This window comes from Clostridioides sp. LIBA-7602 (assembly GCF_056688945.1).
Genome location: NZ_CP196991.1, coordinates 1,091,445 through 1,116,239, shown reverse-complemented (window position 1 = coordinate 1,116,239; position 24,795 = coordinate 1,091,445). Strand labels below are relative to the sequence as shown.

Sequence of the window (24,795 nt, the reverse complement as noted above, 5' to 3'; positions counted from 1 at the left end):
ATTAAGTAAATATAATTAATCACCAAAACTCTATTTTGACTTTAATTCTATCCAAGCCTTATCATATAACTTTATGTTTTCACCAATATCTTCAAAAGTCTCACATTTACTAAGTACTTCTTTAGACGGATATGCAACAGGATTATTAGTTATTTCTGGGTCTAATAATTTTAGTGCTCCTGTATTAGGTGTCGAATATCCAATATATTCAGCATTTATTTTTGCATTTTCTGGGTCTAATAAAAAGTTTATAAACAATTCAGCTTCTTTTTTATTTTGTGCAGTTGTAGGTACACACATAGCATCTACCCATTTATTAGTACCTTCTTTAGGTATAGCGTAATCAAGGTCAGGGTTTTGGTCCATCAATGTAACTGCATCTCCAGAATACAACATACCCATTGCTACTTCTCCACCAAGTAGTCTATCCTTACCTTCATCATTTACATAGGCTAATACCAAGTCTTTTTGTTTCATTAAAAGATTTTTCGCTTCATTTATTTCTTTTGGATTTACACTATTCATACTATATCCTAATTTTTTAAGAGTTATTCCTATAGTATCTCTAACAGAATCAAACATCATTATATTGCCCTTATACTTTGGATTCCAAAGTATATTCCAGCTATCTATAGGTTCTTTAACTTCTTTTTTATTGTACAATATTCCAAGAGTTCCCCACATATATGCAACACTATATTCATTAGTTTCATCGTATACAGGATTTAAAAAACTCTTATCTAAATACTTCATATTAGGTATATTTTTAAAATCTAGCTTTTCCAAAAGACCTTCATTTTTCATTTTTTCTACCATATAGTCTGAAGGAAAGACTAAATCGTAGTGTGTACTACCACTCTTTACTTTTTGATACATCATTTCATTAGTATCATAAGTCGAATATTGAACATCTATTCCCGTTTCTTCTTCAAACTTATCTATAAGAGATTCATCTATATAATCTCCAACATTATATACATTTAAAACTTTTGTAGAATCAGTTGCTTTATTACATCCTGTAAATAGAGTAACTATCATCACACCTACAGCTATAAGGGCTATTACTTTTTTAAACTTAATCATTATTTAGTCCCCCTTACTATAGATTCTTTTTTGTTAGCTAATAAAAGTAATCCTAAAACCACTGCAAACATTATTGTTGATAATGCATTTATTTCAGGTTTTATACCTCTTCTAGCCATTCCATAGATTTCTATAGAAAGATTACTTACACCATTTCCAGCATTAAAGAAACTTATTATAAAGTCATCTATTGACATAGTAAATGCAATTAAAAATCCAGAAACTATACCTGGCTTTATTTGTGGTAAAATTACCTTTCTAAGAGCATATATAGGTGTTGCTCCTAAGTCCATAGCTGCATCTTCTATATTATCAGGCAATTGCTTCATTTTTGGTAAAACTGAAAGTATAACGTATGGCAAACAAAACATTATATGTGCCAATAGCATTGTTGTAAATCCAAATTCCATTTTTACAAATACAAACAGACTCATAAGAGCTACTGCTGTAACTATCTCTGTATTTAAAATAGGAAGATAGTTTACATTTAGTATTAGTTTTTTGCTCTTACCTCTCATCTTATGTATTCCTATAGCACTTATAGTTCCTACTATTGTAGATATTACAGATGCTAATATAGCTATTACGATAGTATAATATAAAGCACTCATTATACTCTCATTTTGAAGTAATTGACCATACCACTTCCATGTAAATCCATTCCATCTTGCCATTGATTTTGAATCATTGAAAGAAAATAGTACTAAGGCAAATATGGGTGCATATAAAAACAAGAATACTAATGCTAAATATATATTAGAAGTTATTTTCTTTAATTTTAAAATAGTAACCCACCGCCTTCTTTGTCAGACTCATCTCCAAATTTTGACATTATAGACATCGATATCAATATTACTATCATCATAAATATCGATATTGCTGAGCCAAAGTTCCAATCTCCAACAACTGTAAATTGTTGTTCAATCAAATCTCCAACTAGCATTATTTTACCTCCACCTAACAGTCTTGATATTGCAAAAGTAGTAACTGCTGGCATAAATACCATAGTTATTCCAGACATTACACCTGGTAAACTCAAAGGAAATATAATTTTTCTAAATACTGTCATATTATTTGCACCTAAGTCATGAGCAGCATTTATCAAATCATTATCCATCTTTGATAGTGCAGTGTATATTGGAAGAACCATGAATGGTAAAAAGTTATATACCATACCTAAAAGTATAGCAAAATTAGTATACAAAATTGCTAATGGCTGTATTCCAAACCAACCTAAAAATGTATTTAAAAGTCCATTTTTTCCTAATATAGCAACCCATGCATAAGTTCTTAAAAGAAAATTCATCCACATAGGAAGAATAAATAATAATATTAATGAACCTCTTCTACTTACATGAGCTTTTGAAATTATATACGCCACTGGATAACCAACTACAAGGCATATCAATGTCGCTCCTCCTGCTAAAAGAATAGAACGAGCAAACACTTTAATATATATGGGGTCTATTACTTCTTTATAATTCTCAAGTGTAAATGCATAACCTCCACCTGATTCTTTTGTAAAACTGAAAAATACTACTAGTATTAAAGGAATTATTACAAATATCGCACTCCAAACTACATATGGATATGCTAAGAAAGATTTTCTCTTCATCTTAGTTATTCTCTTTTCTCATTATATGGATGTCTTCTGGATATATGTCCATACCTAGTTCTGTTCCAACCTCAGCATTTTTAGTATTATGAAGTATCCATAATCTGCCATTCTCATTTAATTCTATCTCGTAATGCACTCCTTTAAACACAGTAGATGTAACTTTCCCCTTTAACATTCCTTCTTCTGGCTTTACCATTTTTATATCTTCTGGTCTTATTACCACTTCTATATTTTCATTTTTTTCAAACCCTTTATCAACACATTCAAAATCCCTATTACAGAAATTTACTTTATAATCTTCTATCATAATTCCATCAAATATATTACTTTCACCTATAAACTTAGCTACAAATGAGTTTTTAGGTTCATTGTATATATCCTGTGGTGTTCCCATTTGTTGTATCTTACCCTTATACATTACGACAATAGTGTCTGACATAGTAAGAGCCTCTTCTTGGTCATGAGTTACAAACACAAATGTTATTCCTAATTTTTTTTGAATTCTTTTTAATTCTATTTGCATTTCTTGTCTTAACTTTAAATCAAGTGCTCCAAGTGGCTCATCTAGTAACAGTACTTTTGGTTCATTAACTAGAGCTCTTGCTATTGCAATTCTCTGTTGCTGTCCTCCACTTAGTGAGTCAACTTGTCGTCTTTCAAAGCCTTCTAGTGCAACAAGTTTTAAAACCTCTTTCACTTTAGCATCTATTACATCTTTTGGAGTCTTTTTAATTTTTAGTCCAAAAGCTACATTTTCATACACATCCATATGTGGAAATAAAGCATATTTTTGGAATACTGTATTTACTTGTCTTTCATATGGTGGTAAATTGTTTATCTCTTTACCTTCAAATAAAACTTTACCATCATCAGCATACTCAAATCCTGCTATTATTTTTAATGTAGTAGTTTTTCCACATCCACTTGGTCCAAGTAAAGTTAAAAATTCATTTTTCTTTATATCTAAATTGAAATTATCTAAAACGGTAAGTTCTTCATAATGTTTAGATATATCTCTTAATTCTATTATATTTTCTACCAATTATTAAACACCTCTATTCTAAAATGATGGTGGCGTACTTACCCAAATCACTTTTGCTGTCGTTTTACCTTCGTTTGATATATAGTGATTTGCTCTTGGTCTAAAGTAAAAGCTTTCTCCTTTTTTTACCTTATTTTTCTTTTCGCCTATATGAACATATATCGAACCTGCTAATACATATCCAAATTCTTCGCCTTCATGTGGCTTTTCTTCTTTATATTGTCCTCCTGGATACAATGTTATTATTATTGGCTCCATTTCATTTTTTTGTGAGTTCGGAATTAGCCACTTCAGTTTATATTTTAAGTCTTCATCTTCCGTTTCAAACATATCCTCTTTTGTAAAACTAATTCTTTCGTCATCTATTTCATTAAAAAATTCCCTTAAATTCGTACCTAGTATTTCAAGTATATCTATAAGGGTAGCTATGGATGGTGATGTTAAGTTATTTTCTAATTGAGAAATAAATCCCTTTGACAATTCACATCTATTAGCTAACTCTTCCTGGGTCAGTTGTTTTTCTGTTCTTAATCTTTTTATCTTTTCACCTATATCCATGTTGCACCTCCTAGTTTCTGTTTTATTTTACTAAACATTTTGTTTACTAAACATTGAGTTTAAAATTTGTAAACAACATAGGTAATTATATATAAAATTTGGATATAATACAAGAGTTTTTTTGACATTTTTTTATTTTTTTATTTAGAATAGATGCAAGTATTTTAAAGGCTTTGGAAAATACACAATCTAAGGGTGTTTATATTAATATCTATAAAGTTTAGTATCCCTAATTATAAATTAATCAATTCATTAAATACATAATAAAACTTCTAAAACATAAAAAAGTGTTAAACAAATAAAAAATTGCTAGAAATCTATATTTTATAGATTTCTAGCAATCTTCATAGTTTAATATTCTTTTAATATCCAACGCTATATATATAATTTTAAATTTACAATATTTAACCTTTTATTAAGTTTATTGTTAAGTTACTTAGCTATATTTTGAGCAGTAGTTTTTTTATCTCCACTCATATATATCTTAATAAATTTTATATCATCTACTATAAATCTATGTTTAATCTTGCTACAATCCAATTTAAATAAACTAAATATTATCTGTGTAAAATAACCTAATCCAAATGCACTTATTATAGTTCCTATACCAACTTTTCCTCCTAGGAAAAATCCTACTATTAATGCTCCAACTTCTATAGTTCCTCTTATTAAGTTAAGTGATTTTCCAGTTTTCTTTTGAAGTGCAACCATCAGACCATCTCTAGGTCCACTTCCTAAACCACTTCCCATATAAAATACCATTCCAATAGCCAAAAGAATTAATCCTAATATTAACATAATTATTCCTACAAATAAACTATCAGCCTCTGGAATTAATTTACTATACAAAAGTAAATCCATAAAGAATCCAATTAATAGCATGTTAAAAACAGTTCCCCATCCTACATTCTCACCAAGAACAACATCAGCTATAACTACTATAGAGCCTACAATTATAGAGGCAGTCCCTATAGTTATTCCTATATGATTTGAAAGACCTTGATGAAATACATCCCAAGGAGATAAACCAAGGTTACAATTTATCGTCAGTACTATACCAACTGAACATATAAATAAACCTGCTACTAGCTTTAAAAATTTCCATAATACTTTTTGTAACAAAATCTACCCCTCCTAAACATAATTTAACTACTCACTTTAAAAATCAAAAGCCAGCAGTTCTCTTTTAAAAAATCTTACTTTATTAATTTTATAATACACTTCTATGATACATCATTTTATGCTAAATAACTACCATTTTATTACAATTTAGTTACAATTTTTAATTATTTTTTTATTATGGATTATCTAGTTTTAGCATTTCTAAAATTGCTTTCTATATTTTAAAAGTCTTTATTACTTTATTGCCCATAAATAAAACAATAAAATAGAAACCACTTAAATATAATAGGAAATTTTATTTAAATGGTTTCTATTTTATTATGTAATACTATTAATATGCAGAATTTAGTTTTGCTTCTATTTTCTTTTGAACAAGTCCAAATACAAATAATATAAACCAATATACAAATCCTGCAACTAAGAATGCTTCTAGATATTTGTATTTACTACCACCATTATAATTTGCTGCTGCCATTATTTCTATTACCCCTATAGTAAAAGCTAATGAGGAACCTTTAATTAAATCTACAAAGTGATTAGATAATGCAGGAATAGCTACTCTTATAGCCTGTGGCATGACTATCCTTCTAAATATTTGTACATTTGTAAGTCCAATGGAAGCTCCTGCTTCATATTGTCCCTTATCTACAGAAGAAATTGCTCCTCTTATAGTCTCTGACATATATGCAGACATATTTACTGATAAAGCAATTATCATTGCAGTAAATGGAGACATATCTACAAGAGCTGGAATAGCTCTTGGTAATCCAAAATACAATGCATACAACTGAACTAACAGTGGTGTACCTCTAAAAATTGAGGTATAAACTTTAACAATTTCATTTAATATTTTAACTTTGTTATAGCTTATTAACGCCATTATAGTTGCTATTATTAAAGATAGTACTAGTGATATTAAAGCCATTATTATTGTTTCTTTAGATGCTATAAATATTTCTGGCAAAATGTTAAACATGAATGATACATCTAAGCTCATAAAATTCACCTATCTCTCAATTGTTATATCTTCTCCAAACCATTTTTTAGAGATTTCAGTAAGAGTTCCATCTTTTCTCATAGCCGTTATTGCATCATCAACCTTAGCTTTTAAAGCCTTTGATTCTTCATCTTTTCTAAATGGATACGCATTTATTTCTTCATAAATAGGTTCTCCAACAGATATGAAATTTGAACCCGCTTTTTTATTTCTAGCAGCTGTTGCAGAAACAGAAATTATCCTTGCGTCAGATCTCCCAAGTTCAAGACCTTCATATGAATCAGCTCCATCATTGAATACTAGTTCCATTGAATTATCTTTATTTTTTTCCTCCATTATTGCTCTTTCAGATGAATTTGCTCCAACTTCAACTTTTTTTCCTTTTAAATCTTCAAGAGTTTTTATCTTGTCTTTATCTTCTGGTCTAATAGTTATCATTAGAGGATTATAAGCATATGGTACTGTAAAATCATATACTTCTTCTCTTTCTGGTGTTATACTTATTTGTTGAGCTGCTGTATCTGCTTTACCACTGTCCACCATTCCAAGTAACCCACCTGTATCTCCATTATTTACTTCATACTTAATTTCAGAATCTAATCTTTTTCCAATTTCATTCCATATATCAATTTCAAAACCTTGCATTTTCCCGTCCTCTCTAAAATTAAACGGATAATACTTTGCTCCTGTGGCTACTGTAATAGTCTTTTTTTCTTCTTTTTTAGCCTCTTCTTTTGTTGAACAACCTATTGTTAATCCACAAATAACTAACCCTAATGTTAATAAGCTTAATGCTCTTTTCCAATACATTAAAATCCCTCCATACTTGATGATATTTTTATTTACATGAATTTAAACTTTATTTATATACCATGATTTAGTTTTATAATTTTTCAACTTACATGTAACCTTTTACTTTAATATAAGTTAAATTTAAAACATTCATTTTTATGGATATTTCTACAAAATATAAGTTTATTTTCCATTTACCCCAAAACAATCGTATTATACTTTTCATACTTTGTCTAATTGTTTTTTTCTATGCACTTTTTTAATAGAATTAAATTTTACTATATCTTCTTAAAATTATAAATGTACGAAATTACAACGATTATTAATCTAACACCCATAAGAAAATACTTTTTATTAAAAACAAAGATATTAAAATAAAAAAAATACTGTTAAGTAGATATTTACTTAACAGTATCAATATTATTTGTATCTTAATCTATTTTGACTTTATAAATCTTCTTCGGTTTATCTTTGATACACCTACTAGCATAACTGACATGATTATCATTGAAGCTCCACCTAAAATTAATTTAGAGTATGTTGTTGTTTTATTCATAGAGCCGCCTCCTTTATTACCAAAACCTCCAGCTTCCTTTGGATTTCCTTGACTTCTATCTATATTCATATCTCCATTTTTACCATTCATATCACTCTTATCCATATTTCCCATTCCTGGTGGTGTTTTACCATCCATACCTTCAGGTGGCTCTGGCATACCACCCATGTTCTCATCAGATTTTTCTGTGTCTTTACTTTCACTTGAACTATTATCATCAGAAGTTTCCTTAGTTGAAGAAGATTCTCCACTTAATTGAGCATTTATAGTTTTACTCATATTTTCTGCAACTTCTAAAACTCCTGGTATTGACTTTCCACCTTTGCCCATAGGTCCTCCTGACTTTTCATTAGTATCGTTTCCATCTTTATTGGTATTTGTATTATTCTCATTTTCACTATTATCTTTAGTATTATTTTGAGTATCATTATCCGTATTAGTTTTGACTTCGCTTAATGTTAATTCAGCATTAACTTCTTTTTCATTACTTTTGTTTTCAAAACTCTTATTTTCATTGTTAGAGTTATTATTGTTAGAATCATTGTTATTGGATTCATTGTTGTTAGAATCTTTATTATTAGAATCATTATTATTAAACTCTTTATCACCAAATCCCTTATTATCACTAGAATCTTCAATTGAAGATGTTATATTTTTCTCAAATTCTTCATAAGTATAAAATGCTGTTGGGTCTTCTTTTACATATGATGCTATCAAATCATGTAGTTTTGTTGTCATATTTTCTAGATAATCTGAATCCAAATACTTGGTTACTATTTCTTCTAGATATTCATGATACTTAGTTTTATATGTATCATTTTTTAATAATGCAGATATTAAAGGTCTATCTTCCAAATTACCCGTTGTAGGTTCATCAATAGCTATAGATTGACTACCTCCACCAAAACCACTAAATCCACCAAATGACATATTAAAATCCCATGGCAACATAGAAAACACTCCATCTTGTTCATATAAATAGTAATTATGAGCAAAACTACCTTGATAACTATCAAGATTTAATAAAGCTGTACTTATTGCTATATTTTTGAGGACAGAATCTACATCAAGATATTTTTCAATATCTTCACCTGTATCTAAAGATTTTAGTAGTTTTGTAACTTTAGACCAATCAGCTGTTTTTTTATCACTTTCAACGATTAGATTTGAGTAACTATCTGGGTCATCACCCTCATATTGTAATGAGGCTCCTTCATCTGATTTGTATAAGTCTCCAGTTACATCTCCAAAATTATTTTCAAGATACGATTCTTTTAATCCTTCTACTGCCAAATATAATCCATGATATTCACCATTTATAGAAACTTTAGCATATGCAAATTCTGGAGTAGCTAAGCCCATATCCTCACAGACACTATATGTTAAAAATTCTCTCATATAAGATGGGTCAGAATAACAGTTATTAAGGTTTAATTGAGTAAGACCTTCCATACTTTGACTAGTATTATATTTATCGAAATTAATCTTATAGCTATATCTATCACTATCACTATTTGCTACAGATGTAAGACTTGAATTTCCTTTAGTTCTTATACCAACGTTTCCATATGCGTCTCCATTTACAGTTACTTTTGCAACTTTAAATTCTTCTTTTATAGCATTTTCATTCATGTCTTCCAAGTCACTTTCATCTATTTCTATATTAACTTCCATAACCTTGTCTCTGTCAAAATATTTTTCAATATATACATTGCTATATAAATCAACACCTTTACTACCATATGTACTGTAAACTCCAACTACTGCACATAAAAATATAATCATAATTGAGATAAGAAGGGTAAATTTTTTATCTTTCATAAAAGATTACTCCTCTCTATGCTACATAGTCACCATTATAACTTACAAGAACTGCATTAGTAACTCCATCTACTTGGCTTAAGTCATTTATAAGACTTGTTTCTCCATCCTTCATTCTTACTTCAAATACCAATTCTATACCTTTTTCTGGTGTAACACTTTTTGATTTTATTTGATACTTAGAAAATACTTTTTTAATTTTGTCAGTTGCAATATCCTCTGAATTTTCATTATTACAATTTACCATCAATATATATGGTGTTTCAGATATTGTTTTGTTTGAAAAGAATATTAGAATCAATCCCATGATTATTGAACCCATAACAGCCAATGGAATTAAACCTGCTCCTAAAACTATACCTGAACCTAATGACCAAAATAGAAATACCAAATCCATTGGGTCTTTGATTGCTGTTCTAAATCTTACTATAGATAAAGCACCAACCATACCTAGAGATAAAACTACATTTGATGTAACTGCCAATATTACGAAAGTTGTAAGCATTGTAAGTGCTACAAGTGACACATTAAATGGTCGAGAATACATAATCCCCATATATGTCTTTTTGTAAATCATATATATGAACAAACCTACTAAAAATGCTGAACCTAGAGCTAAAGCACTATCTATAAATGAAAAACCTGATACATTTTCTATAAAACTTGATTTAAAAATATCGTTAAATGTCATAACTAAAATCATCCTTCCTGTTTCTTAATTTTTTTATTTTATTTAAACACTTTTTACATAAAACTTAGATTCCATTCCTATATATACAGTCTACTTGATGCATACTTTGAAACTGCTGTAGAAGTGGTTTTATTAATCTGAACCAAATCTTTTATAAAATCTGGTATAAACTCATCATATTTAACTTCTAATACAGTCATATTTTCATCAATAACTGATACTGTTGGCAGTTCTTTATTGAACAAATCTATTGAATTTACAGAAGTTTTAATGTCACTATCGATTGTGACTCTTACATTTCCAAGCGGATAAACAAAAGCTTCTCTATCATAATCAACTATACTTTTTGCCTCCAATCTTTCACATTTTATTTTTAAGTAAAACTCTCTTAATAAGCAGTTTGTCGATTCTTTTAAAAACTCAATGTCATTTTTTAATATCTTCTCTACTTCTTTTTTAGTTAAACTAGCTGATAGCTTTGATGTCATATTATAATGTTTTATTTTCTTCTCCAACTTTATATAAGAAGGGTTATTGTTATAAAATCTTATTCTAAACTTTTCTCTCATTGCAACTCCATTTAACTTATCTAAAAGCGCTTTATCTTCAGGTGTATCAAAATACAAACTTCTGATAAGATACTTTCCATCTTTTGATGCGTTTCTATCTTTCTTCATTATTGGATAAAGTCTTGATTTTAAAGCTAGGACATCAGCTTCAGTTATTTTGTGTTTCATCTCAAATCTATAGTTTAACTTCTTATCCATTATTATCACCTCTCAATTCATTTAACTATGTTTGATTTATTTTATATTTAGAGTATACTTCACTTTACTTTGTTAAATCTCCGTAAAATAAGTGCATCTTTATGGCATATATGTGGCAAATAAGATTAGATAAAAAAATAAATGTGAATTTATTTATCTAATTTTTAATAATATCTTATATCTTCATCTGTAAATTAAATTTTATATAGTATTAGATTCTGTATAACTAACAAATAGTAGCTTTAGGAAGCAAAAAAAGAAGATGTTACTTATAGATAAATTAAATCTTTCAAATAAAAAATAAAGTTTCTTATTCAAAATTATATAATCTATAGTTTCATCTTCTAAATTTATAACACTAAATAATTAAATTTATATACGCTCAGTTATGTTAAAATTAGTTTTACTGCACTCCAAATAAGTACTAGTGCCATAATGATATTAATTACTTTGTAATGTTTGTTTATATATTTTTGTAAAATACCTCCTGCTAGAGCCCATGTCAAAGTCCCAGATATGCCCACAATACTATTACAAACTGCTGCTGATAATAAATATTCAACTGACTGTGACACAGGTATTACATACCCTGTATATACAGTAATAGCAAATATTATAATTTTTACATTAACAAACTGCAAAATAAATCCAGTCCAAAAGGATTCTTTCTTCACATCACTATCCTTGTTTGGTTTGCTCTTAGCTACTTGTATTGCTAACCAAATAATATAAAGTGCTCCTATGTACTTCATAATACCAGTAATCATTGGTATAAACTTTGATAATTCAAGGCATCCAAGAGCACATATGAACATAATACACATAAATCCCATGCCAATTCCTATAACTACTGACTTCCCTTTTTTCCATCCATTATTACTAATCGTATTTAACGCAAGGATATTATTAGGTCCTGGTGTAAAACCTGTAACAAATGCGTATGGTAAAAAAGATAATAAAACTTCACTCAACACTTGCAATCACTCTCCTTTTATATTATAATACTATAAATTAAACCATAAAAAAAATCGAAATATTTAAATTTATACTTCAATTATATTGAATGAAATGAGGTTAAATATGTATCTTAAATACCTACAAACTTTTAAAACTATAATAGAAGAAGGCAGTTTTTCTAAAGCAGCAAATAAGCTCAATTACACACAATCAACAATAACATTTCAAGTACAACAGCTAGAACAAGAACTATCTACACATTTATTTGAAAAAATAGGAAGAAAAATGGTTCTAACTAAAGCTGGTAAAAATCTAATACCTTATGTGGATGATGTTCTATGTTCTGTTGATAAAATGAAGAATTTTGGTACTGACTTATCTGAGTTACGTGGTGATTTGCATATAGCAATGGGAGAAACTCTTATTTGTTATAAAATGCCTTCTATCTTAAAACAATTTCATGAAATGGCACCAAATGCACGACTATTTCTTCGCTCAATGAATTGCTATGATATTAGAAATTCTTTGCTTGCAGGAAGTATTGATTTAGGAATATTTTATAAAGATATTGGAGGCTTAGGAAATTCTATTTCTACCTATACTGTTGGAGAATCACCTTTAACACTAGTTGCATCACCAAAAGTAAAAAAACAATTCCCTGATTTTATTACTCCAAACCAAGAATTAAATATTCCTTTCATAATAGATGAACCAGCATGCATTTTTAGACAGATGTTTGAATCATATTTAAATGAAAAGAATATTATTCTAGACCATACGATTGAACTTTGGAGTATACCTACTATTAAAAATTTAGTCAAAAATGATATGGGAATATCATATCTCCCTACGTTTGCAGTAGAAGATGATTTGAAAACAGGAGAACTATGTGCAATAGATACAGAGTTAGATGATAAGAGTATTGTTTCAGTATGTGGTCATCATAAAAATAAGTGGATTAGTCCACTTATGCAATTATTTATTGATTTAGTTGTTGCAAATGAAAAATAGAGCTTGTGAATTCTATTTATATATATTGGTATTTAAATTGATAAATAGTAACTTATATTAATAAACAATTAAAGTAGATACAGTTTAGGAGGTAGAACATGAAAAAAAAGATTATTATTGGAATAACCATATTTATTTCAAGTCTTTTAATTTGTGCATATGTATACATTAAAAACGTTATTCCACCTGGAGAAGAATGGATTTCTTATCAAAATGATAAGATAATTAAATCTATCAATCAGCAATTGAGTAAATTAGATATAGATAGTATAATGGCAAATAAAGAAAAATATGTAGTTGAAAAAAATATTGATGAAATCCAAAAATCAGTAGAAAATGGACTAATAACTTATGAGGAAATTACAGCAATATATCTTTATAGAATTAAAATGATAGACCAAATTAAACATGGATATAATTCCGTGGTAGAAGTAAATCCAGGTGCAATTGCTGATGCCAGAACTATGGATTCAGAGAGATTAAAATTGTCTTCACAAGATAAAATAATACCTTCTCCACTTTTTGGTATTCCTATCATGTTAAAGGATAATATTAATACCTCTAATATGCCAACAAGTTCAGGTACTGTTGCCTTTGCAGATTTTATTCCTAATGAAGATGCTAATTTAGTAAAGGATTTGAAAAAACAAGGTGCTATTATATTGGGAAAAAATAATCTGTCTGAATTCGCAAATTATATTTCAGGAATAATGCCTAGCGGATATAGTGGTAAAAAAGGTCAGACAGTTAATCCTTTTGGCCCTTTAAAGATATCTCCATCTGGTTCTAGTAGTGGTAGCGCTGTCTCTGTTACCGCAAATATAGTTCCAATCTCCATAGGAACAGAAACAGATGGTTCCATTGTTGCTCCAGCCTCAGCAAATTCAGTGGTGGGATTTAAACCATCTAGAGACAAAATATCTAGTGATGGAATTATGCCACTAGTCAAAAAAATTGACACAGCTGGTCCAATAGGAAAAACAGTACAAGATGTAGCGATTGCTTATAATGCAATTTCAAATGAAAATATATCATTAGACTTTGATATTAACTCACTGAAGGGTATGAAGATTGGGTTATTAAGCTATGAGTATAATGATGAAAAAATGCTAAAAAATCTAAATCAAGAATTAGAAAACATGAATGTCACTGTTGTGCCTATTAGTCTCAACGAAGAAGGAATTGGCATAATAAATACTATCAATTTATCCTTTAAAAAAGACTTTGAAGACTTTGCTGATAAGTATAATATGCCGATAACAAAATTAAATGCCTTAATTGAATTTAATAATGCTGACTCCAAAAGAAGAATTAAATATGGCCAAGACTTATTGGAAGAAGCTAATCAAGTAGAAAAAAGTAATATGAATAAAATAGATGATTCAATCCAGAAAGCGAAATCAGTCCTTAATAAAACTTTTAAAGAAAAAAACTTGGACGCTATTGTTTTTTTAGATAGCTCTGGCTCTACAATGGCATCAGCATCAGGATATCCTGAATTAAATGTACCATTTGGATTGGACGAAAAGGGAGCTCCTATTGGAGTTACGTTTATGACACTGTATGGTGAAGATAAAAAAGTCTTAGATATTGGATATAGCTTTGAAAAAAATATTAGAGGAAGATTAACTCCATAAAAGAGTCTTTAATATAATTAATACATTATAAATGTGAATGTGAATGTAAATATTAGATTTAAATAAAACTGACTAAGCAATATTTTTTAATTAAGATTCAACATATATACTTAGAATCAAAATAGAGATAATAAAATTACTTTTAATTATTGGAGTAATTTTTATTATCTCTATTTTTCTTGTAATACAATTCTTAATATCCTAATTATATATAAAATCTTATATTATAATATTATTAATTATACAACTTCTTCATCATATTCACTTGAAAATTGACTATTATAAAGTTCTTCATAAAATCCTTTATTTTCAATAAGTTCCTTATGATTTCCTTGTTCGATAATATTACCTTCTTTCATTACTAATATTAAATCTGCATCACGAATAGTTGATAATCTATGTGCAATAACAAAGCTAGTTCTTCCCTTCATCAAGTTGTTCATTGCCTTTTGAATCTCAACCTCTGTTCTGGTATCAACACTAGAGGTTGCTTCATCAAGAATTAACACTGACGGGTCTGAAAGTATTGCCCTGGCAATTGTTAAAAGTTGTTTTTGACCTTGAGACAGATTAGAAGCATCTTCAGTCAATACAGTATCATACCCTTGAGGTAAAGTCCTTATAAAGTGGTCTACTCTTGCTGATTTTGCTGCCTTTACAATCTCATCCATTGTAGCATCTGACTTACTATAAGCAATATTTTCTTTTATACTACCATTAAACAGCCATGTATCTTGAAGAACCATTCCAAACATAGTTCTAAGCTCTCCACGCTTTAAGTCTTTTATATTAACTCCATCAATAGTAATTCTTCCACCTTGTATCTCATAAAACCTCATAAGTAAATTTACAAGAGTTGTCTTCCCAGCTCCTGTAGGTCCAACAATTGCAATTTTATCTCCTGCATTCAATTTAATATTAATGTCTTTCATAAGAATAGAATCATCACTATATCCAAATTTAACATGCTCAAATTCTACCTTTCCTTTAGGCATGTTGATAACTTTTGAATCTTCTTTGTCCTTCATTTCTTCCACTTCATCCATAACTGCAAAAACTCTCTCTGCAGATGCAATTGCTGCTTGAAGCATATTTACAATATAAGATATCTCTGTAGTAGGCTCTGATGCTTGATTTACATATTGGATAAATGCCTGTATACTACCAAGAGTCATTGCTCCAGTTGATGCAAATACACCACCCACAACTGCTATAATAACATACCCAATTTGATTTATAAATCTAATAATTGGAGATATAGCATATGATGAGAATTGAGCTTTTCTACTAGCATTATAAAGATTTTGATTTAATTCTTTAAAGTTTTTTATAGTATCTTTTTCTTTGCTAAATGCCTTAACTACTATTTGACCAGTAAACATCTCTTCTATATTGCTATTTAATTCTCCTAATGATTTTTGATTTTCTGAAAATCTAGTTTGTGATTTTCTTGCAATTATGACAGTAATACCTAAAGAAACAAGCAATGTTACAGCTGATACTATTGTAAGTGGTATACTTATGCTTATCATCATTACAATAGAACCAATCACTGTGACCACTGCTGTAATAAGTTGCATTAATCCTTCTTGTAAACTATCTGCTACCTTCTCTAAATCATTTGTAACTATACTAAGTGTTTCCCCTTTTTTGTGAGAATCATAGTATTTAAGCGGAAGTTTATTTAATTTATCACTTAAATCTTTTCTCATGTTAAGAACTAAACTTTGTGCAACACCTGACATAATATATTGTTGTATATATATAAATACTGCACTAATTAAATACAACCCTAGAAGTATTGATATTATACCTCCCATAGTACTAAAATTCACACTGAACTTTGTACCTGTTTGAACTGCAGTTTTAATCCCATTAAATAATTGGTCAATAGCTTTTCCCATAACCATTGGTGCTAAAACTGTAAGAGCTGAACTTATTAATACTGAAATAAAAATCATTAATAACTTAAATTTTTGTTTTTTCATATATTTCAATAATCTTTTAGTTGTCTTTTTTGCATTTCTAGCTTTTTCTGCTGACATACCATCTTCAAAGCTAAGTACTTCTACATCTTGTTTTTCTGTTATTTTTTCACTCATATTACACCTCCAAATACACAGATTGATTCTTCACTCTATGCAAGTTCTTCTTTACTAAGCTGTGAATCTGCGATTTGCTTATAAACTTCACAATTTTCAAGTAACTCTTTATGTTTTCCTATACCTACAATTTCTCCATCATTCAAAACTATAATCTGATTAGCATCCATAATTGTACTTATACGCTGTGCTATAATTATAGCTGATGAATCTTTAATTTCATTCTTTAATGCTTTTCTAAGCCTTTTATCTGTCTTGAAATCTAATGCAGAAAAACTATCATCAAAAACATATACTTCTGGTTTTCTAACTAATGCCCTTGCAATAGATATTCTCTGTTTCTGACCACCAGATAAGTTATTTCCACCTTGTGCTACAAATGAATCATACTTATATTCCATATCAGAAATAAACTCATCAGCTTGGGCTATACTTGCAGCATGCTTTACTTCTTCAATACTTGCATCTTCTTTTCCATATCTTATATTTTCTTCTATTGTCCCACTAAATAAAAAGGCTTTTTGTGGTACAAATCCAATCTTATCTCTAAGCTCTTTTTGAGGCATGTTCTTAATATCTTGACCATTTATAGATATTTCTCCAGATTGAATTTCAAAAAAACGTGGTATTATATTTGCAATAGTAGATTTACCAGAACCAGTGCTTCCTATAATTGCAGTTACTTCTCCAGATTTTGCTTCAAATGTTATATTATTTAAAACAGGTTCCTCCGACTGGGAATATGAAAAAGTTACGTTTTTAAATACTAAATGACCTCTTTCTGAAGTAATATCCTTATATCCATTTCCATCTACAATTTCAGGTTCTATATCTAAAATTTGATTTACTCTATCTGCGCAAGCTCCTGCTCTAGGTATGTACATAAATACCATTACTCCCATAATTAAATAAAATAATATTAGGATGCAATATTCAACTAGTGCCATTATATGACCTATCTCCATATTTCCATTGCTTACTCTCATACCACCAAACCAAATTATACTCACTATACCTAAGTTCATTATTAACATTACAACAGGCATAAGTACTGCAAATATTTTATTTATTGAAATTGCCGTTTCAGAATAATCTATTGCAGTTCTATCAAATCTCTTTTTTTCAAAACGACTTCTATCAAAAGCTCTTATAACTCTTACTCCAGTTACTACTTCACGTAATACTCTATTCATATTATCCATCTTTATTTGCATCATTTTAAACAATCGGATAACTTTTTTACCAACCAAAAATGCAGATAACATGAATAGAAACATTACTGTAACAATAATAATTGTCATTACTTTATCTATAGAATATGCTAAGAATAAACCAGAAACCGTTATGATTGGTGCTGGTAATACCAATTGAATAAACATAAACAAAGATTGACCTATTAAAGTAATATCACTAGTACTCCTAGTAATCATTGAAGCTGTACCTATCTTATTAAAATCATTTATTGATAAATCTTGTGATTTTATAAATACTGCTTCTCTAATATCTCTACAAAATCCAGATGAGAGATTTGATGATACTTTGCAAACTAAAACAGCTGATAAAGCTGTTATACCTGCTGCTATCAACATAATTAGACCTGTCTTTACAATATAATCTACGTCCCCCTTTACTACACCGTTATTTACTATACTTGCTGTAAGTGTTGGTATATATAAAGTTCCAAGAGTTTGTAAAAATGTAAACATCAGCACTGTAACAATTAAAACTCTATATGGTTTTAAAAAACGAATTAATTTTTTCATACAATCACACTCCTTTATAGAATATTATGATAAACTATACTGTAACAGGATAGTCAAGGAGGAATTTTAATTATGAGTCAAATTTCGAAAAATTATTTCACAACTGGAGAATTTGCAAAGATTTGTGGAGTCAATAAAAAGACGCTTTTTCATTATGATGATATAGGTCTTTTCTCTCCAGAGTTAAAGAAGGAAAACGGATATAGATACTACTCATACCATCAACTCAGTATTTTTGGTATAATTTCTTCACTTAAGGAAATTAAAATGCCTTTAAAAGAAATTAAAACTTATATAGATAAACGAACTCCTAATTTACTAGTTGAACTTTTAGAAAAGAAGACTATTGATATTAATAATGAAATTGAAAAACTGAATAATATTAAGGCTTTAATGGAGTCTACTATTTCATTTACTAAAAAGGCCTGTAATATAGATGCAAATACGATTATTTTAGAAGAACATGAGGAAGAATACTTAGTCAAAACGCCTCTTACTTCTAAAGAACCCTTTCTTGGAGACGATGATGAAAACTTTTTATATGAATGTATTAACTTTATGGATAACTATGATTTAGGTGATAATGGTATGATTGGTTCAATCATTAAAGGCGAAGATATAATGAATAGAGATTTTGAGTCATATTCATATTTATTTACAAAAGTTAATAAAGACTATAAGAAATATCCTACATCAATCAAACCAAAAGGGCTTTATGTAACTGCTTACCATAAAGGAGGTTATGAAACTATTAATAAAACTTATGAAAAACTCTTAGAATTTTTTAATCAGAATAATTTATATATGGGAGATTTTGTTTATGAAGAGTATCTCCTATATGACATAAGTGTACGAGATTCTAATGAATATCTAACTCAAATCTCAGCAGAAGTTAAAATGTAAAGGGAGATAAAAATAGGAGTTATTTTGTTGGGGTTATATGGGAGCTATGGCACATACCTTTATGGTTTACAGTTTATCATGTAGACGGTTTAGGTATATTACTTAGATTATTTTTTGTAATTAGTATTTCTATATTTTTAGGTTATGTTTATATGAAAACTAAAAATATATGGGCATGTATTGTAATTCATTTAATTAATAATACAGTTTTTTTAGATGCTGATTTGAATAATATCTTTTTAAATTTTAATTCTTCAAATCTTAATTCAAATATTATATTAGGTTGTTTAATTTTTTCTGTACTCCTTTCATTATTTATTTTTACTAAAGAGTACAAAAAGAATATAAAAAGGAGTAACAAAAATAGAAAATTAAATAAATTTTTTATAGAGTATTATCTTAAATATACAAAATTTATTTCAAAAGAGGCTGTCTCAAAAGAGGCTATCTCAAAAGAGAGATAAGCCTCTTTTTCATTGTTGAAATGATAAAAATATATTTGATTTCATACAAAGAAGAGTGCCTCATAAACTAAAAAGTTCATTTTGAGGCACCCCCCTTTATTTATATTTAAAACAATCTAAATTCTAGAGTTCTCTAATAGCCATTTTTCTGCATCTTTATAAAGTCTATCAACCTTTTCTGGTCTATCTATTCCAGGAAGTTCTTGATTTATTTTATATCCATCCTTACTAAGCATATAAGAAAGACTTGCATATGAAGGTCTATAATCCTGTATGTCTTTCTTAGAAATTTTGACATCTTCATCCTGATAAACAGGTAAAATTATATCTTTTTCATATATAGCATCCATAGATATTATATACCATATATCATCTATCTTCTGAGTCTTATACAAAAACTTGACATCTGACTGAAGTTCAACTAAATTTCCATCAATTTCATTTCTAATATGAATAGCCCCCATTGTGATTGATACTGCCTTATTATTATTTATCCAAACTAATGTATCACAAATTTTATGTGGTGCATAAGATTTCATCTTACTTGATTCTTCTACAAACCCTTTTCCACTACCTTGATACCAAGATATTGAAACAGTAGATTCCTTTGCAAAGCATTTTTTCATTTCATCCCATAATGCATTATCCCTACAAAATCTCTCAAATTCTATAAGTTCTTTTACACTATTTTTATCTATTATATCTTGCATAGAATTCTTTCCTGGTCTACTTAATAACATGTTCTCAATCTCCTTTAACATAAATTTCTTTTATTTTTAACACTACTCGGTTTACTATCTTACTTTATTGCCTTTTATCCATACACCTTTTATATTTCTAGTTGCTGTTATATCTTTAATTGGGTCACCTTCAACCATTACTAAATCAGCTCTTTTTCCTTCTTTTATTAATCCACGGTCATTAAGACCTAATAGTTTTGCTGGCAAACTTGTTGCACTCTCAAGTACCTCAATTGTATTAAGACCTGCCTTAACTAATAATTCAAATTCACGATGAAGGGACTCCCCATGTTTCACTATACTAACAGAATTCTCATCATTATTTGCATCAGTTCCAGCTAATATCACCACTCCAGCTTTTTTCAATGTAGCTGTATTTTCTATTGCTGTTTCTAACCTAACCTCTTCTCTTCCTGTAGCTTTTTTTATATTTGATATTATACTTTCCATCATAACTATAGTTGGAATTGATATAAGATTTTTCTCTTTTATCCTTTTTACTACATCATCAGATAATTTCCCTATAAAAGGAATATGATTTATTACATCAACATTTGCTTTTTCTGCATATTCATAAGCTATAGTTGTAGGTGCATGAGCAAATACTTTTTTCCCATTTTCATGAGATATTTCAACTACTCTTTTTATTGTCTCAAAATCAAAAGCTATTTTAGATGCTTTTGGGTCTTCTATTATAATTTTTACGAAATCTGCTCCTTGTTTAATTTGTTTCTTAGCAAAATGTTCAGCATCTTTAATAGTATGTATTTTACTATCTTTAAACCCCATGCCCATAAGATGAGGGTGTGATGCTGGTGCAACAGGTTCATATACACTACGAATATCTGTTAGTCCATCTATATTTCTTAAAGATTCTACTATCTCTTTGCTATTAGTTGCCATATCAAGCATAGTAGTTATCCCCCAGTTAGTTGCATCCTCCAAGTTTTTTATACTATCTAAATGCACATGAGAATCAATAAATCCTGGAAGTAAGGTACATCCTTCCCCATCTATAATAATATCAGCAGTTGTTTTTGATGATATTACTCCCTCTTCTATTACAATACTCTTTTGTTTTGAAAGTTTTTCTCCATCAAATATTTTAATATTTGTAATTTTAGTTATTGCCATACTCCACACTCCCTTTATTTTTATTTACTAAAAACCTTATTCTTATTTAATTAAAATTTTTTACTTTGATGCTTTCTTAGTTTATATAACTAATTATATATAAATTAATTTGCTTAAACTATGTGTTAGAATCTAAACTTTGATGTAAAATATACTATATCTATTGTGTTATAGTACAATCAGATATAATAAGAGGAGGTTTCCCATGAAATTAGTATATTTAATGAAAGGTATATCTCAATATATCTCAGTATTAAAGCCATTTCTAGATGAATATATAGATATCACTAGCTTAAATATTTATAAAAATAATCAAACTGAATTTAATACTGGATGTTTATATTTAGGAAATATAACAGATATTTCTGTAGATTTGACCAATATGAATTTTTTAGGTATCTTTATACAAAATGAAGTTAACATTGATTTAGAAAGATATAATTTAAACCCAAATATTTGTATCATAAAATCTAAAAAAGAAAAGTATGACCTTTTTGGTGAATTGTTAAATATCATGAATCAAGAAGTACATCTTAGTTTATGTTCTCAAAAGTTTTTTGATGTAGTTTCTGAGAATAAAGGCATACAATATTTAATCGACATAGCACATGAAGAATTCGGCTATCCTATAATAATTCGTGACTCTAGCTTCAAAGTTTTAGCTTATTCTTATGATGTCAGTGATATATTACAACTTACTGAGGATTCTAATGGAGATAAATATTTAGACGAAGAAACTATAAATTACATAAAATATCAAAATATCCATAAAAAAATACATTATAATAAATCTACTAAAGATGAAAATAAACCAGATAACTGGCTTGGAACATTAGTCTCATCCGTATGTGTAGAAGAAATTGAAGTAGCTCATATAGCTATCTGTGAATGGAAAAAACCACTTAATGAGTTTCACTTTAAATTATTAGAATCACTTAATAAAGCTTTATCTCTAGAACTACAAAAAAATAATTTGTTTAATATAGATAAAAAACTTATTCCTAATTATATACTTTCTGATTTGTTGGAAAAAAAGTACCTAGATGATGATACTATAAGCAAAAGATTCCATTATTTAAATTGGACTAAGTCAAATTCATTAAATATAATGGTAATAGTAAACAAAGATAACAATTATTTTGATAGTAAAGTTCCTTTTATCATGCAATCTTTAAGTGCATTTATACCATCTAATAACTGTGTAGTACATAAATCTGCTTTAGTCGTTTTTATTAATGATTCTTTAATTCATAATTTAATTGACAATGAGAATAAAGAATTTATTAATTACTTAAAACTAAATTCACTTTATGCTGGAATAAGTTCAAGATTTTCAAAGCTATCTGATAGTTGGAAGTATTATATTCAAGCTAAAAGAGCTAGTGAAATTGCTCAAAAATATGATATAAACTTTTCTCCATTTGGGAAAAGCATACCATATATACTCTACGAGCTACTTAGTACTAATTATGATTTATATGACCTCAATCATCCAGCTGTAACCAAACTAATTGAAGAAGATAAAAAAAATGGTTGTAATTTATTAGAGACCTTAAAACAATATATATACTTTAATAATTCACCAAGCAAGGCTGCTAAAATCTTAAATATTCATAGAAATACTCTGTTTTATAGAATTAATAAGATAAAAGAAATCACAGGTATTACACTAGACTATGCTGATGAAATACTTCAGATTTATATTTCTATAAAAATGATTGAAATTAACTCAAGAAATAAAAGCTATGAAACACATAATTAAACTATATACTTTATAGCTTTTATTTTTTATATGTATGTGCTTTTACAAATATAAAAAGTAAGGAGAATTTATATGAAATTATCTAGTAAAAAGGAACAAAATGTCGAAAACTCAGAAATGAAACAGTATATAACTGGAGCAGGAGGTTGTATTGTCAGTAAATCAATTCTCAATGGAACATCAAAATTGAAGTGGCTTTTTAGAGAAGACAGTGAATTTGGAAATGGATGGATTGCTTTTGGAGATACAGATACACAGGAGTATGTTGATAATCCTAAAAACATGACAATTGTAGATTTCAATACTCTTGTTAATATTGAACCAACTACTTTAAATATTTTTTATATGCCTATAGGAACAGACCTAGAATTTCGCTCTGATAAAAGTGGAAAATATTTTATTGACACAAACACAAGGAAAGAAATTAGAGAACCAGTTAAGCATCCTGCACAAATAGCCTTTGAAAAAAACCTAAAATTTTTAAATCAGGAAAATTATCCAATAGAATTTTTTAAAAGCTTGTTTCAAAAAAGTGACAAACTTGAACCATTTATCGTGGGGGAAACAGATTTTCCAAGCGGAGAAGTTGTCCTTGCAGACCCTCTTGCATATTTAGGGAGTGAGTATGAAACTTGTTTAGAAAGAAAAATACCAGTTGGAAGTTATTCTGTAGAAATATCTATTTGTCATTCTAAAATTGCTGGACTTAGAATTGCAGCAGCTAGATTAATTATTAGTGACAAGCAACCTATTACATATGAAATTGCTATGCCAAAAGGAAAAGGAATCGAAGACTTTGGAAAAGCAGGAGCATGGACTTTTTTTGGTGTGGATACAGGATTAGCTTGCTTTTCAGACGCAAAAGTTGCAAAGGAATATGCTAGTTTTACAACAAAATGGCAAAATGAAAATCCAGATAAAAATAAATATCATGATTATTTTTCAGCACTTTTTAAAAAAAGCTATGAAATGTATCCAAACATCCAGAATAAAGATGGCAATTTCTTAATTTGGCAATTGCCACAAACACCCTATAGATTAATTATGTTAACAAGTGGCATGGGTGATGGTATTTACAGTGGATATTGGGGACTTGATGCATATGGAGAGGTCACAGAACTTATAATACCATTTATGAATCCAATATATTTTTAAGCTATAAAACTTATTGTGGGTTTAGGCTTGCTAAATAATCTCCTTTTAAAATATATAATACTTAGTTGAATAGAAAAGTAAGGCTATGCTTTTTATTACCATAGCCTTGCTAATAAATGT

General features: G+C 28.6%; 22 protein-coding genes. 6 read left to right on the top strand and 16 right to left on the bottom strand.

Annotated features, from left to right (window positions below; all coding sequences use genetic code 11):
* Window positions 1–30: 30 nt before the first annotated feature.
* From ACTG45_RS05410 to ACTG45_RS05355, 12 genes are all read right to left on the bottom strand, one after another.
* Window positions 31–1,083, bottom strand: a complete 1,053-nt coding sequence (locus ACTG45_RS05410; protein WP_479919977.1) for an ABC transporter substrate-binding protein — start codon at window positions 1,081–1,083, stop codon at window positions 31–33.
* Entirely contained in the window at window positions 1,083–1,757 is a 675-nt protein-coding gene (locus ACTG45_RS05405) for an ABC transporter permease (protein WP_003432155.1), read from the bottom strand. Before ACTG45_RS05405 ends, ACTG45_RS05410 begins: the two co-directional genes overlap by 1 nt.
* Window positions 1,758–1,861: 104 nt before the next feature.
* Complete coding sequence (locus tag ACTG45_RS05400) at window positions 1,862–2,698, bottom strand: ABC transporter permease (protein ID WP_021383784.1); 837 nt, start codon at window positions 2,696–2,698, stop codon at window positions 1,862–1,864.
* A 1-nt stretch (window position 2,699) separates the two neighbouring features.
* A complete protein-coding gene (gene potA / locus ACTG45_RS05395) occupies window positions 2,700–3,743 on the bottom strand; it encodes a spermidine/putrescine ABC transporter ATP-binding protein (RefSeq protein WP_021383779.1) in 1,044 nt (347 codons plus the stop codon).
* Between the two features lie 18 nt (window positions 3,744–3,761).
* The gene (locus ACTG45_RS05390) at window positions 3,762–4,301 is read right to left on the bottom strand and encodes a helix-turn-helix domain-containing protein (RefSeq protein ID WP_021383760.1); all 540 of its coding nucleotides are present in this window, start codon (window positions 4,299–4,301) and stop codon (window positions 3,762–3,764) included.
* A 432-nt stretch (window positions 4,302–4,733) separates the two neighbouring features.
* Window positions 4,734–5,423: a YczE/YyaS/YitT family protein gene (locus ACTG45_RS05385; RefSeq protein WP_021383736.1), complete on the bottom strand. Its 690-nt coding sequence runs from the start codon at window positions 5,421–5,423 to the stop codon at window positions 4,734–4,736.
* Window positions 5,424–5,754: 331 nt separating this feature from the next.
* On the bottom strand, window positions 5,755–6,420 hold the full coding sequence (locus ACTG45_RS05380) for an amino acid ABC transporter permease (RefSeq protein ID WP_021383742.1): 666 nt from the start codon (window positions 6,418–6,420) through the stop codon (window positions 5,755–5,757).
* A gap of 9 nt (window positions 6,421–6,429) precedes the next feature.
* On the bottom strand, window positions 6,430–7,230 hold the full coding sequence (locus ACTG45_RS05375) for a transporter substrate-binding domain-containing protein (RefSeq protein WP_479918338.1): 801 nt from the start codon (window positions 7,228–7,230) through the stop codon (window positions 6,430–6,432).
* Window positions 7,231–7,648: 418 nt separating this feature from the next.
* Window positions 7,649–9,589 (bottom strand): CotH kinase family protein, encoded by a 1,941-nt coding sequence (locus tag ACTG45_RS05370; protein WP_479919976.1) that lies wholly within the window; start codon window positions 9,587–9,589, stop codon window positions 7,649–7,651.
* A 16-nt stretch (window positions 9,590–9,605) separates the two neighbouring features.
* On the bottom strand, window positions 9,606–10,280 hold the full coding sequence (locus tag ACTG45_RS05365) for a DUF4956 domain-containing protein (RefSeq protein ID WP_021383793.1): 675 nt from the start codon (window positions 10,278–10,280) through the stop codon (window positions 9,606–9,608).
* Window positions 10,281–10,357: 77 nt separating this feature from the next.
* On the bottom strand, window positions 10,358–11,047 hold the full coding sequence (locus ACTG45_RS05360) for a polyphosphate polymerase domain-containing protein (RefSeq protein ID WP_021383737.1): 690 nt from the start codon (window positions 11,045–11,047) through the stop codon (window positions 10,358–10,360).
* Between the two features lie 386 nt (window positions 11,048–11,433).
* Entirely contained in the window at window positions 11,434–12,021 is a 588-nt protein-coding gene (locus ACTG45_RS05355) for a LysE family transporter (protein ID WP_021383796.1), read from the bottom strand.
* Between the two features lie 106 nt (window positions 12,022–12,127).
* Here ACTG45_RS05355 and ACTG45_RS05350 point away from each other — a divergent pair, with 106 nt between their 5' ends.
* Window positions 12,128–13,015, top strand: a complete 888-nt coding sequence (locus tag ACTG45_RS05350) for a LysR family transcriptional regulator (protein WP_021383775.1) — start codon at window positions 12,128–12,130, stop codon at window positions 13,013–13,015.
* A gap of 98 nt (window positions 13,016–13,113) precedes the next feature.
* Window positions 13,114–14,652 carry an amidase family protein gene (locus ACTG45_RS05345; protein ID WP_479919975.1) on the top strand — a complete coding sequence of 513 codons (1,539 nt, stop codon included), beginning with the start codon at window positions 13,114–13,116 and terminating at the stop codon, window positions 14,650–14,652.
* 239 nt (window positions 14,653–14,891) lie between these two features.
* On the opposite strand, the gene ACTG45_RS05340 is transcribed toward ACTG45_RS05345, so the two are convergent.
* Both ACTG45_RS05340 and ACTG45_RS05335 read right to left on the bottom strand, forming a co-directional pair.
* On the bottom strand, window positions 14,892–16,754 hold the full coding sequence (locus ACTG45_RS05340; protein WP_021383798.1) for an ABC transporter ATP-binding protein: 1,863 nt from the start codon (window positions 16,752–16,754) through the stop codon (window positions 14,892–14,894).
* A 35-nt stretch (window positions 16,755–16,789) separates the two neighbouring features.
* Window positions 16,790–18,517: an ABC transporter ATP-binding protein gene (locus ACTG45_RS05335; RefSeq protein WP_479919974.1), complete on the bottom strand. Its 1,728-nt coding sequence runs from the start codon at window positions 18,515–18,517 to the stop codon at window positions 16,790–16,792.
* A gap of 72 nt (window positions 18,518–18,589) precedes the next feature.
* Here ACTG45_RS05335 and ACTG45_RS05330 point away from each other — a divergent pair, with 72 nt between their 5' ends.
* Together ACTG45_RS05330 and ACTG45_RS05325 are read left to right on the top strand one after the other, a co-directional pair.
* Window positions 18,590–19,420, top strand: coding sequence for a MerR family transcriptional regulator (locus ACTG45_RS05330; protein ID WP_479919973.1), 831 nt, complete (start codon window positions 18,590–18,592; stop codon window positions 19,418–19,420).
* Window positions 19,421–19,455: 35 nt separating this feature from the next.
* A complete protein-coding gene (locus tag ACTG45_RS05325; RefSeq protein ID WP_479920282.1) occupies window positions 19,456–19,884 on the top strand; it encodes a CPBP family intramembrane glutamic endopeptidase in 429 nt (142 codons plus the stop codon).
* Window positions 19,885–20,000: 116 nt separating this feature from the next.
* Here ACTG45_RS05325 and ACTG45_RS05320 read toward each other — a convergent pair whose 3' ends face one another.
* Together ACTG45_RS05320 and ACTG45_RS05315 are read right to left on the bottom strand one after the other, a co-directional pair.
* Window positions 20,001–20,624 carry a hypothetical protein gene (locus tag ACTG45_RS05320; RefSeq protein WP_479919972.1) on the bottom strand — a complete coding sequence of 208 codons (624 nt, stop codon included), beginning with the start codon at window positions 20,622–20,624 and terminating at the stop codon, window positions 20,001–20,003.
* A 54-nt stretch (window positions 20,625–20,678) separates the two neighbouring features.
* Entirely contained in the window at window positions 20,679–21,758 is a 1,080-nt protein-coding gene (locus ACTG45_RS05315; RefSeq protein WP_479919971.1) for an amidohydrolase family protein, read from the bottom strand.
* 205 nt (window positions 21,759–21,963) lie between these two features.
* Between ACTG45_RS05315 and ACTG45_RS05310 the strand changes: the two genes are divergently transcribed.
* On the top strand, window positions 21,964–23,520 hold the full coding sequence (locus tag ACTG45_RS05310; protein WP_479919970.1) for a PucR family transcriptional regulator: 1,557 nt from the start codon (window positions 21,964–21,966) through the stop codon (window positions 23,518–23,520).
* A 72-nt stretch (window positions 23,521–23,592) separates the two neighbouring features.
* On the top strand, window positions 23,593–24,675 hold the full coding sequence (locus ACTG45_RS05305) for an immunity protein Imm33 domain-containing protein (protein WP_479919969.1): 1,083 nt from the start codon (window positions 23,593–23,595) through the stop codon (window positions 24,673–24,675).
* Window positions 24,676–24,795: the final 120 nt, after the last annotated feature.

Excerpts from the sequence above, each read along its gene's own strand:
- ACTG45_RS05315 (WP_479919971.1), bottom strand. The coding sequence starts at position 21,758 with ATGGCAATAACTAAAATTACAAATATTAAAATATTTGATGGAGAAAAA.
- ACTG45_RS05410 (WP_479919977.1), bottom strand. The coding sequence starts at position 1,083 with ATGATTAAGTTTAAAAAAGTAATAGCCCTTATAGCTGTAGGTGTGATG.
- ACTG45_RS05400 (WP_021383784.1), bottom strand. The coding sequence starts at position 2,698 with ATGAAGAGAAAATCTTTCTTAGCATATCCATATGTAGTTTGGAGTGCG.
- ACTG45_RS05335 (WP_479919974.1), bottom strand. The coding sequence starts at position 18,517 with ATGAAAAAATTAATTCGTTTTTTAAAACCATATAGAGTTTTAATTGTT.
- ACTG45_RS05305 (WP_479919969.1), top strand. The coding sequence starts at position 23,593 with ATGAAATTATCTAGTAAAAAGGAACAAAATGTCGAAAACTCAGAAATG.
- ACTG45_RS05350 (WP_021383775.1), top strand. The coding sequence starts at position 12,128 with ATGTATCTTAAATACCTACAAACTTTTAAAACTATAATAGAAGAAGGC.
- ACTG45_RS05360 (WP_021383737.1), bottom strand. The coding sequence starts at position 11,047 with ATGGATAAGAAGTTAAACTATAGATTTGAGATGAAACACAAAATAACT.
- ACTG45_RS05380 (WP_021383742.1), bottom strand. The coding sequence starts at position 6,420 with ATGAGCTTAGATGTATCATTCATGTTTAACATTTTGCCAGAAATATTT.
- ACTG45_RS05345 (WP_479919975.1), top strand. The coding sequence starts at position 13,114 with ATGAAAAAAAAGATTATTATTGGAATAACCATATTTATTTCAAGTCTT.
- ACTG45_RS05375 (WP_479918338.1), bottom strand. The coding sequence starts at position 7,230 with ATGTATTGGAAAAGAGCATTAAGCTTATTAACATTAGGGTTAGTTATT.
- ACTG45_RS05340 (WP_021383798.1), bottom strand. The coding sequence starts at position 16,754 with ATGAGTGAAAAAATAACAGAAAAACAAGATGTAGAAGTACTTAGCTTT.
- ACTG45_RS05330 (WP_479919973.1), top strand. The coding sequence starts at position 18,590 with ATGAGTCAAATTTCGAAAAATTATTTCACAACTGGAGAATTTGCAAAG.
- ACTG45_RS05310 (WP_479919970.1), top strand. The coding sequence starts at position 21,964 with ATGAAATTAGTATATTTAATGAAAGGTATATCTCAATATATCTCAGTA.
- ACTG45_RS05405 (WP_003432155.1), bottom strand. The coding sequence starts at position 1,757 with ATGGCAAGATGGAATGGATTTACATGGAAGTGGTATGGTCAATTACTT.
- ACTG45_RS05390 (WP_021383760.1), bottom strand. The coding sequence starts at position 4,301 with ATGGATATAGGTGAAAAGATAAAAAGATTAAGAACAGAAAAACAACTG.
- ACTG45_RS05365 (WP_021383793.1), bottom strand. The coding sequence starts at position 10,280 with ATGACATTTAACGATATTTTTAAATCAAGTTTTATAGAAAATGTATCA.
- ACTG45_RS05370 (WP_479919976.1), bottom strand. The coding sequence starts at position 9,589 with ATGAAAGATAAAAAATTTACCCTTCTTATCTCAATTATGATTATATTT.
- ACTG45_RS05320 (WP_479919972.1), bottom strand. The coding sequence starts at position 20,624 with ATGTTATTAAGTAGACCAGGAAAGAATTCTATGCAAGATATAATAGAT.